12 protein-coding genes are annotated in these 14,066 nt (G+C 69.0%); 8 read left to right on the top strand and 4 right to left on the bottom strand.

Going from position 1 to position 14,066, the window contains the following annotated elements; translation table 11 throughout:
* The first annotated feature begins 46 nt into the window (after window positions 1-46).
* A complete protein-coding gene (rlmN, locus tag AC5RUW_RS02290) occupies window positions 47-1,261 on the top strand; it encodes a dual-specificity RNA methyltransferase RlmN (RefSeq protein WP_494159205.1) in 1,215 nt (404 codons plus the stop codon).
* An 89-nt stretch (window positions 1,262-1,350) separates the two neighbouring features.
* Here rlmN and purB read toward each other — a convergent pair whose 3' ends face one another.
* On the bottom strand, window positions 1,351-2,778 hold the full coding sequence (gene purB, locus AC5RUW_RS02285) for an adenylosuccinate lyase (protein WP_494159204.1): 1,428 nt from the start codon (window positions 2,776-2,778) through the stop codon (window positions 1,351-1,353).
* A gap of 183 nt (window positions 2,779-2,961) precedes the next feature.
* On the opposite strand from purB, the gene AC5RUW_RS02280 reads away from it, so the two are divergent.
* On the top strand, window positions 2,962-3,249 hold the full coding sequence (locus tag AC5RUW_RS02280) for a hypothetical protein (protein WP_494159203.1): 288 nt from the start codon (window positions 2,962-2,964) through the stop codon (window positions 3,247-3,249).
* Window positions 3,250-3,272: 23 nt separating this feature from the next.
* A complete protein-coding gene (locus AC5RUW_RS02275; RefSeq protein ID WP_494159202.1) occupies window positions 3,273-4,676 on the top strand; it encodes a hypothetical protein in 1,404 nt (467 codons plus the stop codon).
* Window positions 4,677-4,703: 27 nt separating this feature from the next.
* On the opposite strand, the gene AC5RUW_RS02270 is transcribed toward AC5RUW_RS02275, so the two are convergent.
* Window positions 4,704-5,108 carry a phage holin family protein gene (locus tag AC5RUW_RS02270; RefSeq protein ID WP_494159201.1) on the bottom strand — a complete coding sequence of 135 codons (405 nt, stop codon included), beginning with the start codon at window positions 5,106-5,108 and terminating at the stop codon, window positions 4,704-4,706.
* A gap of 114 nt (window positions 5,109-5,222) precedes the next feature.
* On the opposite strand from AC5RUW_RS02270, the gene AC5RUW_RS02265 reads away from it, so the two are divergent.
* The 4 genes from AC5RUW_RS02265 (at window position 5,223) to AC5RUW_RS02250 (ending at window position 10,177) form a co-directional block, all read left to right on the top strand.
* Window positions 5,223-6,362, top strand: coding sequence for a histidinol-phosphate transaminase (locus AC5RUW_RS02265; RefSeq protein ID WP_494159200.1), 1,140 nt, complete (start codon window positions 5,223-5,225; stop codon window positions 6,360-6,362).
* Window positions 6,363-6,504: 142 nt separating this feature from the next.
* Window positions 6,505-7,656, top strand: coding sequence for a pyruvate dehydrogenase (acetyl-transferring) E1 component subunit alpha (pdhA, locus tag AC5RUW_RS02260; RefSeq protein WP_494159199.1), 1,152 nt, complete (start codon window positions 6,505-6,507; stop codon window positions 7,654-7,656).
* On the top strand, window positions 7,653-8,666 hold the full coding sequence (locus tag AC5RUW_RS02255; RefSeq protein WP_494159198.1) for an alpha-ketoacid dehydrogenase subunit beta: 1,014 nt from the start codon (window positions 7,653-7,655) through the stop codon (window positions 8,664-8,666). The genes pdhA and AC5RUW_RS02255 overlap by 4 nt, the downstream gene beginning before the upstream one ends.
* A 47-nt stretch (window positions 8,667-8,713) precedes the next feature.
* On the top strand, window positions 8,714-10,177 hold the full coding sequence (locus AC5RUW_RS02250) for a dihydrolipoamide acetyltransferase family protein (protein ID WP_494159197.1): 1,464 nt from the start codon (window positions 8,714-8,716) through the stop codon (window positions 10,175-10,177).
* On the opposite strand, the gene AC5RUW_RS02245 is transcribed toward AC5RUW_RS02250, so the two are convergent.
* Together AC5RUW_RS02245 and AC5RUW_RS02240 are read right to left on the bottom strand one after the other, a co-directional pair.
* Window positions 10,174-11,478 carry an aminotransferase-like domain-containing protein gene (locus AC5RUW_RS02245; protein WP_494159196.1) on the bottom strand — a complete coding sequence of 435 codons (1,305 nt, stop codon included), beginning with the start codon at window positions 11,476-11,478 and terminating at the stop codon, window positions 10,174-10,176. The genes AC5RUW_RS02250 and AC5RUW_RS02245 overlap by 4 nt on opposite strands.
* Window positions 11,479-11,592: 114 nt before the next feature.
* The gene (locus AC5RUW_RS02240) at window positions 11,593-12,558 is read right to left on the bottom strand and encodes a helix-turn-helix transcriptional regulator (RefSeq protein WP_494159195.1); all 966 of its coding nucleotides are present in this window, start codon (window positions 12,556-12,558) and stop codon (window positions 11,593-11,595) included.
* Between the two features lie 520 nt (window positions 12,559-13,078).
* Here AC5RUW_RS02240 and AC5RUW_RS02235 point away from each other — a divergent pair.
* On the top strand, window positions 13,079-14,038 hold the full coding sequence (locus tag AC5RUW_RS02235; protein WP_494159194.1) for a lantibiotic dehydratase C-terminal domain-containing protein: 960 nt from the start codon (window positions 13,079-13,081) through the stop codon (window positions 14,036-14,038).
* Window positions 14,039-14,066 lie beyond the last annotated feature (28 nt).

The following is a 14,066-nucleotide window of genomic DNA, read 5'->3' as shown; positions in this document are numbered from 1 at the left end:
GACACCCTCTGCTGCCGATTGGACAGGCGTGCCACAATAGGTGCTGATGCCTTCCCCCAACATTTCCCCCGCGAACAACCGTGCCCAGGTTCGCCCCGCCACCGAAGGGTGGCAGCAGGCGACTGCCGCGGACGGACGGCCGCTGCTGCAGTTCAAGTCCTCGCCGCGCGTGTCCCAGCCGCCGAAGCACCTGGCGGACATGACGCTGGCCGAGCGCCAGGACAAGCTCAAGGAGCTGGGCCTGCCGGCCTTCCGCGCCAAGCAGCTGTCGGTGCACTACTTCCAGCACTACACCACCGACCCCGAGGCGATGAGCGACCTGCCCAAGGCCGGCCGCGCAGAGCTGGTCGAGGCGATGTTCCCGAAGCTGCTCACCGAGGTGAAGCGGCTGACCACCGACAACGGCGACACCATCAAGTTCCTGTGGCGCCTGTTCGACGGCTCGCTCGTAGAGTCGGTGCTGATGCGCTACCCGGGCCGTGTCACCCTCTGTGTGTCCAGCCAGTGCGGCTGCGGCATGAACTGCCCGTTCTGCGCCACCGGCCAGGCCGGGCTGACCCGGAACATGTCCACCGCCGAAATCCTGGACCAGATCGTCCAGGCCAACCGGGTCATCGCCGAAGGCGGGCTCGGCGGCGGGCGGCGCGACGGCGGCCACGACGCCGAGCGGGTCACCAACATTGTCTTCATGGGCATGGGCGAGCCGCTGGCCAACTACAAGCGGGTCATGAACGCGGTGCACCGCATGGTGGACGAGGCCCCCGAGGGCCTGGGCATGAGCGCCCGCGGCATCACGGTCTCCACCGTGGGCCTGGTGCCGGCGATCAACAAACTGGCGGATGAGAAGCTGCCGTTCACCTTCGCCCTGAGCCTGCATGCGCCGGACGATGAGCTGCGCGATGAGCTCATTCCGGTCAACTCGCGCTGGAAGGTGGACGAGGCGCTCGACGCCGCGTACGGCTACTACCGGGCCACCGGACGCCGCGTGTCCATCGAATACGCGCTGATCAAGGACATGAACGACCACGCCTGGCGGGCCGATCTGCTGGCCAAAAAGCTGAACTCCCGCGGCCGCGGCTGGGTGCACGTGAACCCGATTCCGCTGAACCCCACGCCCGGCTCCATCTGGACCTCCTCCGATCCCGACGTCACCCGCGAGTTCGTGGCCCGGCTGAACGACGCCGGCATTCCCACCACCCTGCGCGACACCCGGGGCAAGGAGATCGACGGCGCCTGCGGCCAGCTGGCAGCGGCCGAGTAGCGCTTCGGGCGGCTGATACGACAACGACGGCGGCGGGCCGGGTCCAATGGATCCGGCCCGCCGCCGTCGTCGGAGCAGGCTGTGCGGCCCTACTTCTTCAGGTGGTCCACCAGCGCGTCGGCGATGCCGGTGTAGCCGCCGGGGGTGAGGTCCAGCAGCCGCTGCTGCGCGGCGTCGGACAGGCCCAGACCGGAGACGAACTCCCGCATCCGGGCCGCGTCCACGCGGTGGCCGCGGGTCAGTTCCTTCAGCCGCTCATAGGGGTTCTCCATGCCCGGCACGCCGGCGATCGCCTCGGCGCGCATGACCATCTGGATGGCCTCCCCGAGCACCTCCCAGTTGGTGTCCAGGTCCGCGGCCAGGACGTCCGCGGCGACGTCGAGCCGGTCCAGGCCCTTGGCGACGTTGGAGATGGCCAGCATCGAGTGGCCCAGGGCCACGCCGATGTTGCGCTGCGATGAGGAGTCGGTGAGGTCGCGCTGCCAGCGGGAGGTGACCAGCGTGGCGGCAAGGGTGTCCAGCAGGCCGTTGCTGATCTCGAGGTTCGCCTCGGCATTCTCGAACCGGATCGGGTTGACCTTGTGCGGCATGGTGGAGGAGCCGGTGGCGCCGGCCACCGGGATCTGCGCGAAGTAGCCGATCGAGATGTAGCTCCACACGTCGGTGCAGAAGTTGTGCAGGATCCGGTTGAACCGGGCGATGTCGGCGTAGAGCTCCGCCTGCCAGTCGTGGGATTCGATCTGGGTGGTCAGCGGGTTCCAGGTCAGGCCCAGGTGCTCCACGAAGGTGCGGGCCACCTGCTGCCAGTCCACGCCCGGGGCGGCCACGGTGTGCGCGGCGTAGGTTCCGGTGGCGCCGTTGATCTTGCCCAGGTATTCGGTGCGTTCGATGCGGCCCAGCTGGCGGGTGAGCCGGTGCGTGGTGACCGCGAGTTCCTTGCCCAGGGTGGTGGGCGTGGCGGGCTGGCCGTGCGTGCGGGAGAGCATGGGCACGTCCCGGTTTTCCTCGGCCATCGCGGCGATCTGTGCAACCATCGTGCGGGCGGCCGGCAGCCACGCCTGCTCGACGGCGCCCTTGACGCCGAGGGCGTAGGAGAGGTTGTTGATGTCCTCCGAGGTGCAGCCGAAGTGCACCAGGGGTGTCAGGTGCTCCAGGCCCAGGGCGGGCAGCCGCCGGCCGATGAAGTACTCGACGGCCTTCACATCGTGCACGGTCTGCCGCTCGATCTCGGCCAGCTCCGTAACGGAGTTGCCGTCAAAGGAGGCGACGATTTCGCGCAGGCCCGCGACCTGTTCATCGGTGAGCGGGCGGGTACCGGGAAGGACCGAGCCGGCGGTGAGATGGATCAGCCACTCCACCTCCACATGGGTCCGGTCGCGGTTCAGCGCGGCTTCGGAGAGGTAGTCCACCAGCTCTGCGGTGGCGGCGCGGTAGCGGCCGTCCAGCGGGCCCAGCGCGATGGCGGGGACCACGGAGGCGAGGGACACACGGGAGGTGGGAGCAGGAGTTTCGGCCATGGCCACAATTCTTCCACGGACGACGACGGCGCCTGCTTCCGTGACGGGCCCGCCTCCTGGGCGGGGCGCTTGTCCTCCACAGCGGGTGCCAGGGCGGCGGCTATCCCCGGCGCTGGCCCCTCCACAGCCGTCCTCTTGGCCTCGCCGTAGCGTTTCCGCAGCGGCGCAATGGAGGGGGAGGGCGTGTACGACTTTTCGGGAGCGGCATACGTCGGGCAGGGTTCCCTGCTCGGCGGCAACGGAAGCGTTGAGGAACTGGCGCAGGAGCTGGACGCCGCGGCAGCCGACGTTGACCGGATTGCAGGCGGAGCTGCAGATGAGAGCTTCGTGCGCTGGCATTCCGGGGCCGCGGAAGCCTTCCGGGACGCGCTTGCGGATTCGGTCGCATCGGTGCGGGCGGCAGCGGATGCGCTCATCGCCGCCGCGGCTGCGGTGGCGGCCTACTCCCACCTGGCGGAAGGCCCGGCCTAGGCCGGGCGGGAGGAGCGATGGGCATGGATGATTACCGGGTAACAGGCGGTACGGGAGGCCTGACGGTCGAATACGAGGAACTTGAGGCCGCGGGACATCGCATCCAAGGGCTGGCGGAGCAGCTCGGTGACAGGGCGGCGCAGCTGCACCGGCAGGCCGCCCTGCTCGCATCGCCCGCTCCCGCCCACGCTTTGGCCGCGCGGCTGCATGCCGTTGCCCTGACCGGAGAAGCCGTCGAGGACCTTCGGGCAGCGGCGGAAAGCCTAGAGGACACGGCCCGGGGCGTGGTTTCCAGTGTCAGGAACTACCTCGCGGCGGAGGGAAGGCTGCGCTTTGGCGGGTCCGGCGCCTCTTTGGGCGCCGCTATTGGGCTGTGGGGGCTTCCCGGCGCGTCCCGGGACGGCCAGGCAATCGAGACTCTGCTGGGCTCCCCGCTTCCAGCCCAGGTGTTTACCTTCCTGGGAGGGAAGGTCGGCAGCCTGGAACGTGCCGCCGTCCTCCGGCCCACCGGGCAGACCGTGGAGGTCGACGGCGCCGCATCCTTCCTGGTCGGCCGCAGCCGCAGCCTGCAGGACGAGGCCAGGGGAGATGTGTTCGAGATCGTTGTGCATGAGGGGCCGGAAGGAAAGGTCTTCATCGTCACGCTGCCAGGCACCCAGTCCGAGGGGGAACTGTTCGACGTTTCCGGCATTTCGGAGGCGACCACGCGCGGCAGTACCCGGACTGCCGCGCTTGTGGCCGATGCGTTGCGGCAGGCCGGGGCGGCGGCCGACGACGCGGTGGTGCTCAACGGCTACAGCCAGGGAGGAATCCATGCCGCCAATGCCGCCGGGCCACTGCTCGACGAGGGATTCGACGTGCAGTTCGTCATGACCGCCGGAGCTCCCACAGGGGACATCGACACTCCGACGGGCGTAACGGTGGTGCATGTGGAACACGGTCAGGACTGGGTTCCTGCTTCCGACGGTACCCCCAACCCCGACACCCCTGACCGCACCACCGTCATTATGGAGGATCCCGTGGCGACGCCGGAGGGAGCGGGTAAGGGACTCGGTCCCGGACACCGCCTGGAGAATTACGAGGAAGCGGCCCGCGTCGTCGAAACGGCGCCGGAGCAGTCCCTTCAGGATTCCATGGCCATTCTCAGGAACATTCTTGGTACCGCGGGCGGATCAGCGGGGCAGGCCAAAGTGATTCGGGTGGAGGCGCGCAGGGTTCCGCCGCCCGCACCTCCGCGTCCCGCAGCAGCGGTCCCGACAGAGCCGCGAAAGCCCCCTTCGGGCCCCGGGCCTCAGCCCTCTCCTCGCCCGGGCCCACAGCCGGCGCCCCCGGCGGAGCCCCCACCGAAGCCGCGGGATATGCCGCCCGCGGGCCGTGGGGAAGACCGGCCCACCCCCGCGGCAGATAAGAAACTGGGCGGCCGCTGACGGCCGGGGACCTCAGTAAGGACAGTGTCAGCGGCGCCCGCCGGTCACCGCACTGAGCACGGTGGAGACGAAGCTGATGATCAGGGCCGCGAGGATCGCCTGCCAGAAAAAGTCGGTGATTTCCAGATGGATGGGGGTATGGGTGGACAGCCAGGACGTGAGCATCAGCATGGCCGCGTTGATGATCACGGTGAACAGGCCCAGGGTGAGGATGGTCAGCGGCAGCGAGAGCAGCTTCACCACCGGGCGCACCAGCGCGTTGACCACCCCGAATATGAAGCCGACGAACAGGTACGCAATGATCAGGTCGGCGGTGGGGTTGCCGGTCAGCGGGCCGCTGCTGGCAGTGATGTCCATGCCCGGCAGCAGCCAGGCGGCAACCCACAGGGCCAAGGCATTGACGACAATCCGCAGAAGGAACATGCACCCCATGCTGGCACAACAAAACGTCTTTGCGGCAGCAGTAGTTCGATCCAGTGGTCCACTACCCGCCGAGGAACGTGACACAGGACACGGGCCGCAGGGTGCGGGGACTACATTTAATCCATGACCACTACCGAAAACGACTTCAACGACGTCGGAGTTGAAGCCCCCGAGATCACGCCGCGCCCGGTCGTTGGTGCGCTGCCGCAGTACAAGGCCGGCAAGCCGCCGGCAGTGATTGATGGGCTGCAGGCCTACAAGCTCTCCTCCAACGAAAACCACTTCCCGCCGCTGCCCTCCGTGCTGGAGGCCATCCGGGGGCAGGAAAGCGTGAACCGGTATCCCGATCCGCTGGCCAGCGTCCTGCGCGCCGAACTCTCGGCGTTCCTCGACGTTCCCGCCGAGGACATCGTCACCGGGGCCGGCAGCCTTGGGGCCCTCAACCAGCTGCTCTCCACCTTCGCCGGCCGGAACGACGACGGGACCGCCGACGAGGTGGTCTACCCCTGGCGCTCCTTCGAGGCCTACCCGATCAGCGTCGGCCTGGCCGGAGCCCGCAGCGTCCAGGTGCCCCTGAACGAAGACGGCACCCACGACCTGGAGGCGATGGCGGCGGCCGTCACCGACCGCACCAAGATGGTCCTGCTGTGCACGCCCAACAACCCCACCGGGCCGGTGCTGACCACCGCCCAGGTAGAAGATTTCCTCGCGAAAATCCCCGCCAACGTCATTGTGGTGATCGACGAGGCGTACGAGGACTTCGTGCGCGATCCCGGCGCCGTGGACGGCGTCGATGTCTACCGCCGGCACCGCAACGTCGTGGTGCTGCGGACCTTCTCCAAGGGCGCCGGCCTTGCCGGGCTGCGGGTCGGCTACTCCATCTCCCACCCGGAAGTCACCCGCTACCTGCGGATCACCGCCACCCCCTTCGCCGTCTCCCAGATCGCCGAACACGCCGCCGTCGCCTCCCTCCGCCACCACGATGAACTTGTGGAAAGGACACAAGCGCTGGTCGAGGAGCGCACCCGGGTCGTCAACGGGCTGAAGGAGCTGGGCTGGTTCGTGCCGCAGGCTGAAGGCAACTTCGTGTGGCTCGCCCTCGGCGAGAATACTCCCGAGTTTGCAGTGCTGGCCGAACAGCAGGCCCTGGCCGTCCGGGCCTTCGGCGCCGAGGGCGTCCGGGTCACCATCGGCGAGGAGGAAGCCAACAGCCGCTTCCTCGCTCTCTGTGCGACCTATACAAAAGGACCGCGGGTTTCCTAGCGGGTAGTCAACACGGGCCGCTTCCCGGCCCTCGCTAGGCTGTGAGAAGAACCTTCCACATATATGCTGAATCGGGAATGTATTCCGACAGAGGCATATCTCTAGCGGGGGCCGGTCAGCCGGCCTTGGCGAGGAGCGGCCCATGGACACGCAGTATTCCCCCCTGCCCGACGCGCCGGCGGAGACGACGGACGCGCAGATGCTGCAGCTGCTGACCCCGGACGGTGAGCTGCTCGGGGACGAAGCCTTCGCGCCCTACCTGGGCGTGCTCGACGGCGACCGGCTCCGGGCCATGTACCGGGACATGCACCTGATCCGGCGCTTCGACCAGGAAGCAACCGCCCTGCAGCGCCAGGGCGAACTGGTCATGTGGGTGCCGCTGGCCGGTCAGGAGGCCGCACAGATCGGATCCGGCCACGCGCTGGCACCCGACGACTACGTCTTCCCCACCTACCGTGAGCACGGCGTCGCGCTGACCCGCGGCCTGCAGCTGTCCAGCCTGCTGCGCCGCTTCCGCGGCATCAGCCACGGCGGCTGGGATCCGAGGGAGACCAACTTCCACCTGTACACACTGGTGCTCGCCGCCCAGGTTCCGCACGCCGTCGGCTACGCCATGGGCATGGCCCGCGACCGGGCCGCCGACCCGTCCGTCCCCGAAGCGGCCACGGTGGCCTACTTCGGCGACGGCGCCAGCTCCGAAGGCGACGTTCACGAGGCGATGGTGTTCGCCGCCTCCTACAACGCGCCGGTGGTCTTTTTCTGCCAGAACAACCACTGGGCCATCTCGGTGCCGACCGAGGTCCAGACCCGCGTGCCCCTCGCCCGGCGGGCACAGGGCTACGGCTTCCCGGGGCTGAGGGTGGACGGCAACGACGTGCTCGCCGTGCACGCCGCCACGCGCTGGGCCCTGGAGCAGGCCCGTTCCGGGGCGGGGCCCGTGCTGATCGAGGCCTTCACCTACCGCATGAGCGCCCACACCACGGCGGATGACCCCACCAAGTACCGGCTCAGCGAGGAGGAGCAGGCCTGGGTGGGCCGCGACCCGCTGTCCCGGCTGGAAAAGCACCTGCGGGCGGCGGACCTGGCCGACGACGCCTGGTTCACCCGGCTGGCCGCCGAAGGCGACGCCATGGCCTCCGCCCTGCGCAGCGACGTCCAGGCCATGGAGGCGCCTTCCTTCGAGGACGCCTTCCGCCACGTGTACGCCGAGGCCCACCCCCTGGTCCAGGAGGAGCTGGACTTCCACCGCCGGTACGAGGCCGGCTTCGTCGACCCCGAGGAGGCCCGCGCATGAGCGCCGACGTCCGGACCGTCCCCGCCGAGGGCATGGTCCGCACCATGACCCTGGCCAAGGCCATCAACGCCGGGCTGCGCGACGGCCTGGCGGCGGATCCGAAGGCCCTGCTGATGGGTGAGGACATCGGCCCCCTGGGCGGCGTCTACCGCGTCACCGAGGGCCTGTCCGCCGAGTTCGGCCCGCAGCGGGTCATGGACACGCCGCTGGCCGAGTCCGGCATCGTGGGCACCGCCATCGGCCTGGCCCTGCGCGGCTACCGGCCGGTCTGCGAAATCCAGTTCGACGGGTTCGTGTTCCCCGCCTTCAACCAGATCACCACCCAGCTGGCCAAGATGCACTCCCGCAGCGACGGCGCGCTGTCCGCCCCGGTGGTCATCCGCATTCCCTACGGCGGCGGCATCGGGTCCATTGAGCACCACAGCGAGTCGCCCGAGGCCCTCTTCGCCCACACCGCCGGCGTCCGCATCATCACGCCGTCCAGTCCGCAGGACGGCTACTGGATGATCCGGCAGGCGATGACCGGAAGCGATCCGGTGATCTTCTTCGAACCCAAGCGCCGTTACTGGCTCAAGGGCGAGGTGGACACCTCCGCGCCCGCGTCTGACCCGTGGACCGCCCAGGTGCTGCGCAGCGGCACCGACGCCACGATCGCCGCCTACGGGCCGCTGGTCCCGGTGGCCCTCGCGGCCGCCAACGCCGCGGCCGAGGACGGCCGCAGCGTGGAGGTGGTGGACCTGCGCTCCATCTCCCCGATCGACTTCGACACGCTCACCGAATCGGTGCGCCGGACCGGCCGGCTGATCATTGCGCACGAGGCCCCGACCTTTGGCGGGATCGGCGGCGAGATCGCCGCGCGGATCACCGAGCGGGCCTTCCTCTCGCTGGAGGCCCCGGTGCTGCGCGTGGGCGGGTTCCACATGCCCTACCCGGTGGCCAAGGTCGAGGACAGCTACCTGCCCGACCTGGACAAGCTGCTGGACGCCCTGGACCGCTCCTTCGCCTACTAGCTTCCGGCCGGCCGCCGACACCCTTCCACAGCCAGAAAACGAGAACCATGACTGACCAGACCTTCAGCCTTCCCGACGTCGGCGAGGGCCTCACCGAGGCCGAGATCGTGCAGTGGAAGGTCAAGCCCGGCGACCGGGTGTCCATCAACGACGTGATCGTGGAGATCGAGACCGCCAAGTCCCTGGTGGAGCTGCCCAGCCCGCACGCCGGCGTCGTCAGCTCCCTGCTGGTGAAGGAGGGCGAGACCGTCGACGTCGGCACGCCCATCATCGCCGTCCGCCCGGACGGTGCGGCTGCCGGGACCGTGCCCGACGGCGGCGCGGCGGTGCCCGGCGAACCCTCCACTCCGCCGGTGGTTCCGGCACCGGCGGCAGACGACGCGCAGCCGGCCTCCTCGCTGACCGGCACCGGACCCAAGGCCGACGCCGTCAAGCGCCGGCCTCGGCGCCGCAACGCCGCTGCTTCCGGGGCTGTGGACGGCGCCGCGGATACGGCAGTCCCCGATACGGCAGTCTCCGATACGGCCGCCGCGGCCGGCCGCCGTACGGAGGCCCGGGCACAGGTGGCTGCCGCCGGGGCCCAGGTGGCGGCGGCAGGGGCGGCCGTGCAGGACAGGGTCAACCAGCTGCTGCAGCGGGTGCTGGCCAAGCCGCCGGTCCGCAAAGCGGCCAAGGACCTCGGCATCGACCTGGCCGAGGTGCCTGGTACCGGCGCCGGGGGAGAGGTGACGAAGCAGGATCTGCTCAGTTACCAGGCCCAGCGCGAATCCGAGCAGGACGCCGCAGACACCTTCTGGACCCCGGCTGGCACGCCCAAGCGCCGCCGGATCGAGCGGGTCCCGGTGCGCGGGGTGCGCAAGGCGACGGCCAAGGCGATGGTGCAGAGTGCGTTCAGCGCCCCGCACGTGAGCATCTTCGTGGATGTCGATGCCTCCCGCACCATGGAGTTCGTCAAGCGGCTCAAGGCCTCCCGCGACTTTGAGGGCATCAAGGTTTCACCGCTGCTGATCCTGGCCAAGGCCGTGATCTGGGCCGCCGCCCGCAACCCCTCGGTCAACGCCACCTGGGCCGGCGACGAAATCCACGTCAAGCACTTCATGAACCTGGGCATCGCCGCCGCCACCCCGCGCGGGCTGATGGTGCCCAACATCAAGGACGCGCAGGACCTGTCCCTGAAGGAACTGGCGGTGGCCTTGAACGAGCTTGCCGCCACGGCCCGCGCCGGACGCACCAAGCCGGCGGACATGCAGGGCGGCACGCTGACCATCACCAACATCGGCGCTCTCGGCATCGACACCGGCACGCCCATCATCAACCCGGGCGAAGTCGCCATCGTCGCCTTCGGCACGATCAAGCAGAAACCCTGGGTGCTCGACGGCGAGGTGCTGCCGCGCTGGGTGACCACCTTGGGCGGATCCTTCGACCACCGGGTGGTGGACGGGGACCTTTCCGCCCGGTTCATGGCCGACGTCGCGGCCATCCTGGAGGAGCCGGCGCTGCTGCTGGACTAGGGCTGCCCGGCCGGGGCCGCGTCCACCGCGCGGCGGATGATCGGGGCCAGCCGGCGCACGCCCTCGGCGATGTCCTCGGGCGAGACCCCGGAGAACGCCAGGCGCAGCGTGGACGCGGGCTCGTCCGACGGCGTGAAGGCGGCTCCGGGCACGAATACCACGCCGGCCTCCACGGCCTCGGCCAGCAGCGGATAGGTGTCCACGCCCTCGGGGAGGGTGAGCCAGACGAAGAACCCGCCGTCGGGCTCCGTCCAGGACACGCCCGGGGGCATCTGCCCGCTCAGGGCTGCCAGCATGGCGGCGCAGCGCTCCGCGTACAGGGCACGTGAGGCCTGCAGCTGCGCCCGCCAGTCGTAGTCCCGGAAATAGGCGGTCACCAGCATCTGGTTCAGCGGCGACGGGCACAGGACCACGGCCTCGCAGGCCAGGTAGAAGCGGCGGAACAGGTGCCGCGGCACCAGGGCCCAGCCCAGCCGGACCCCGGGGGCAAAGATCTTGGAGAACGAGCCGAGGTACAGCACGTCGTCGGGGTTGCCCGCCCGCATCGGCGCCAGCGGATGGCCGTCGAACCGGAGCAGTCCGTAGGGGTTGTCCTCGAGGACGAGGATGCCGTGGTCCCGGCAGATGTCCACGATCTGCTGCCGTCGTCCGGCGGTCATGGTGATGCCGCTGGGGTTGTTGAAGCTGGGGATCGTGTACAGGAGCTTGATGCGCCGTCCGGCGGCTTCCAGCTCCCGGATCCGCTCCGCCAGGCGCTCCGGAACGAGCCCCTCGGCGTCGGTCTCCACCGGCTGCAGGTCCACCTGGTAGGCCTCGAAGGAGTTCAGCGCACCCACATAGGTGGGGTCCTCGCAGAGCACGACGTCGCCGGGATCGCAGAAGACCTTCCCCGCCACGTCCTGCGCCGCCTGCGAACCGGTGGTGATGACGACGTCCTCGGGATCGGCATCGGTGATGCCCTCCTCGGCCATGATCTCGCAGGCGAGCCTGCGCAGCTCGTCCGTTCCGCGGCCGCCGCCGTACTGGAGCGCTTCCAGGCCATGCCCGCGGATGAGGTCCGCGGCCGTGGCGGCCAGGTCGTCAAGGGGCAGGGAGCGCAGGTACGGGCTGCCGCCGGCCAGGGAGATGAGCCCGGGCCGGATGGAGATGTCGAAGACGTCGCGGACCGCGGACTGCTTGATGTGGTGTGCGCGCTGCGAGAACAGCTGCTCATGCCGGTGGGCTGCCTCCGCCCGTTCCAGGGCCACCTCGGTCTCGGCGGCCAGCTCCACGGATTCCGATGCGTTCGTCGACGAAGTCATTCCCACATGATAGTTCCCGCGGTTCACCCGCAGGCACCGCCTGTTGACCTCTCGGTGCCATGCCGGCCGCGGCGCGGGCGCATCCTGCCGTCCGGCCCGGCTCTGCCGTGCAGCTTAGATCCAGCCGACCCGATGCGCCTTGATTCCCGCCTGGAAGCGGCTCTCTGCTCCGAGCTCCTCGAGCATCCAGGCGATGTGCCGCCGGCAGGTCCTGACGCTGATGCCCAGCCGCCGCGCGATGACTTCATCCGAGGCGCCGGAGGCCAGCCCGCGCAGCACGGATCGCTGGGTGCTGTTGAGCGCGGCCCCGCTGGCCTGCTCCGCCAGGAACGGTTCGGCCAGGCCCCAGGCGAACTCGAAAAGATGCGTCATGGCATGCACCAGGTTCGGATCCCGGATCACCAGCCCTGCCCGGTCCTCGGGGTGGAGCTGGCGGGCCAGCACGCCGACCTTGTCGTCAAAGATCAGTGCCCGCACCGGCAGGTACGGCAGGACGCGGAACTCCCCGCCGGCTGCCGTGATGGCTTCGACGGCCTTGCGGGTAGGGACATGGTCCCGGGTGCTCGACTGGTAGAGGGTCTTGCGCAGGACGCCCTGCTGGAGCAGCTCGACGTCCTTCTGGACGCTCTCCTCCTGGAAGTCCGCGCTGGAGCCCTGGCCGGGCCGGGCGATCAGCACCCGGTCGGAAACGGAGCGGCCGTACTCGATCAGCACGCGCTGGACCTGTTCGGGGTCTTCAAGGACCTCGACCGAGGCATCCTCACTCACCTGGCGGCGCGCCTCCAGGAAGGCCGGAACAAGGCTGGTGAGTTCCCGTCGGCGCTCGGCGATACGCGAGCGCAGCTCCAGCAGGGCGCGCTCGTCCGGATCCACCAGCTCAGCCAGGGCAACGTCGGGGGAGACCGCGCTCAGGCCCACGCCGTCGGGCTGCTCCACCAGGAGGCACCGGGTCCGGAGCACATCGATGGCGGACTCGATCGCCTTGGAGGTGAACCCCAGCGCCTCGGACGCCTGCGGTACGCTCCATCCGGGATGGCTCACCGCGAACCGGTACACGTCGAGCGATACCTGATCCAGCACAACTGCTCCTTTCCTGCCCTCCCCCCGGCACTTCTCTGTAACCCTATCCGGAAGCCTCCCATTCGGTGCGCAGAAGGCTCCCGGCGAACATTCAGGAACCCGACTGCTTGTGAAAACCCTGCCATGTCCGGATGCTGACAGCTATCGGAAACATTGCGCTTTTCCCTTCTGCGCCCCGGATTCGCCGCCGTGTCGGACCATCATCCGCGGCGGAGCCGTTTTCCCTCTGGATGTCCAGTTCCTGTTCCTGTCATGTCCGCAAGAGGGCAGTGGGAAGGGGTGGACACTGGTCTTCCCTGCGCGGGAAGCTTTCGGAGTCAATCAAGGCACCGGCCCCACTCTCAGGGGGCTGCAAAATGAGGGGAAATCACATGAACAGGATTCGCATCAGCGCCGCCGGCTCCAAGAGCTGGGAGTGGTTCTAGGCTGGTCCCCTCTTTTGGGGGAACAGTTTTTGTTTTTTAGCAGGTAAAGACTCGCCCCAGCGGCGGTAGCCAGGTTTACCCGGAGGGAAGACGCCATGAGTCAGCTAGCTGCAGTTCGATCAGCCTCGCGGACACAGACAGGCACTCATTGGTGGACCCTTTCCATCTATACCGGGGGATTCGATGTAGCGGACGGCATCATTGGAGAACTGGTTACCCCGCTGGCGGCGCAGGCTCAGGTGTGGGGCGCCCAACGGTGGTTCTACACCAGGTGCTCGGAGCCGGGCAATGCTCATGTCCGGCTCCGGGTGCTGGCCGGCCGGGAGACCATGGACCGGCTGCAGTCGCTCCTCGCGGCCCTGCAGGAGCGGGCCAGCGGAGTCATCGGGCACCTTGACGTCTCGCACGAGTTCACTGAGCCGGCCATGGACCGGCTGGGTCCGGGCGGCATGGAGCCCCAGGACCCCCGGGTCGAGGCCGACCTCGCCAAGTACGGCGGGGTGGAGGGCCTGGCCCTGGCGGAGGAGGTCTTCGAGCTTTCCTCCGACCTCGCCTGCTGGGCGACAGCACGGTTCCCGAAGGTGCAGAACCGCTGGGCGCTCGGATCCCTGCTGCTTTTCGATTCCGCGCGCAGCATGATGAAGGGCCCCCGGGCCTCAAGCTGGCCGGATCGGCGGCGCCTCTCCTGGGAGTACTACTGGGACAGCCACCTGCGCAGCTGCACTGCCGGCCTGGGTCCCCGGGCCGCCGGAATGCGGCAGGCGATGACGGTGCAGGTCGGTGCCAAGATCATGCCCACCCACCGGCTGATGGCCGCGACCGCAGCCGAGTCGGCCGTGGAGAACTGGCGGCGGCGCTGGTTCCGGGCCATGGACACGTACCTTTACCGTGCGGACAAGGCCCGGATCAGCAGGAGCGCACAGCATCTGACGGTGTACCAGGCGCACATGCTGCTGAACCGGCTGGGCCTGTCGCTGAGGGAAGAAGCCGCCATGGGCCTCTATGCGCGGACCTGGAGCCCTGAACGGGAAGCCATGCTGCTGGACAAGCGCTAGCCCCGCGTGGGTCGGGGGAAACCACTGA

The organism is Arthrobacter sp. Y3222053 (genome assembly GCF_059092805.1).
This window is presented reverse-complemented; position numbering and strand designations above follow the sequence as displayed.

Bases quoted from the DNA above. Each gene is read 5' to 3' on its own strand.
- AC5RUW_RS02275 (WP_494159202.1), top strand. From the start codon at position 3,273: ATGGATGATTACCGGGTAACAGGCGGTACGGGAGGCCTGACGGTCGAA.
- AC5RUW_RS02270 (WP_494159201.1), bottom strand. From the start codon at position 5,108: ATGGGGTGCATGTTCCTTCTGCGGATTGTCGTCAATGCCTTGGCCCTG.
- purB (WP_494159204.1), bottom strand. From the start codon at position 2,778: ATGGCCGAAACTCCTGCTCCCACCTCCCGTGTGTCCCTCGCCTCCGTG.
- AC5RUW_RS02245 (WP_494159196.1), bottom strand. From the start codon at position 11,478: ATGACTTCGTCGACGAACGCATCGGAATCCGTGGAGCTGGCCGCCGAG.
- AC5RUW_RS02235 (WP_494159194.1), top strand. From the start codon at position 13,079: ATGAGTCAGCTAGCTGCAGTTCGATCAGCCTCGCGGACACAGACAGGC.
- AC5RUW_RS02255 (WP_494159198.1), top strand. From the start codon at position 7,653: ATGAGCGCCGACGTCCGGACCGTCCCCGCCGAGGGCATGGTCCGCACC.
- rlmN (WP_494159205.1), top strand. From the start codon at position 47: ATGCCTTCCCCCAACATTTCCCCCGCGAACAACCGTGCCCAGGTTCGC.
- AC5RUW_RS02250 (WP_494159197.1), top strand. From the start codon at position 8,714: ATGACTGACCAGACCTTCAGCCTTCCCGACGTCGGCGAGGGCCTCACC.
- pdhA (WP_494159199.1), top strand. From the start codon at position 6,505: ATGGACACGCAGTATTCCCCCCTGCCCGACGCGCCGGCGGAGACGACG.
- AC5RUW_RS02265 (WP_494159200.1), top strand. From the start codon at position 5,223: ATGACCACTACCGAAAACGACTTCAACGACGTCGGAGTTGAAGCCCCC.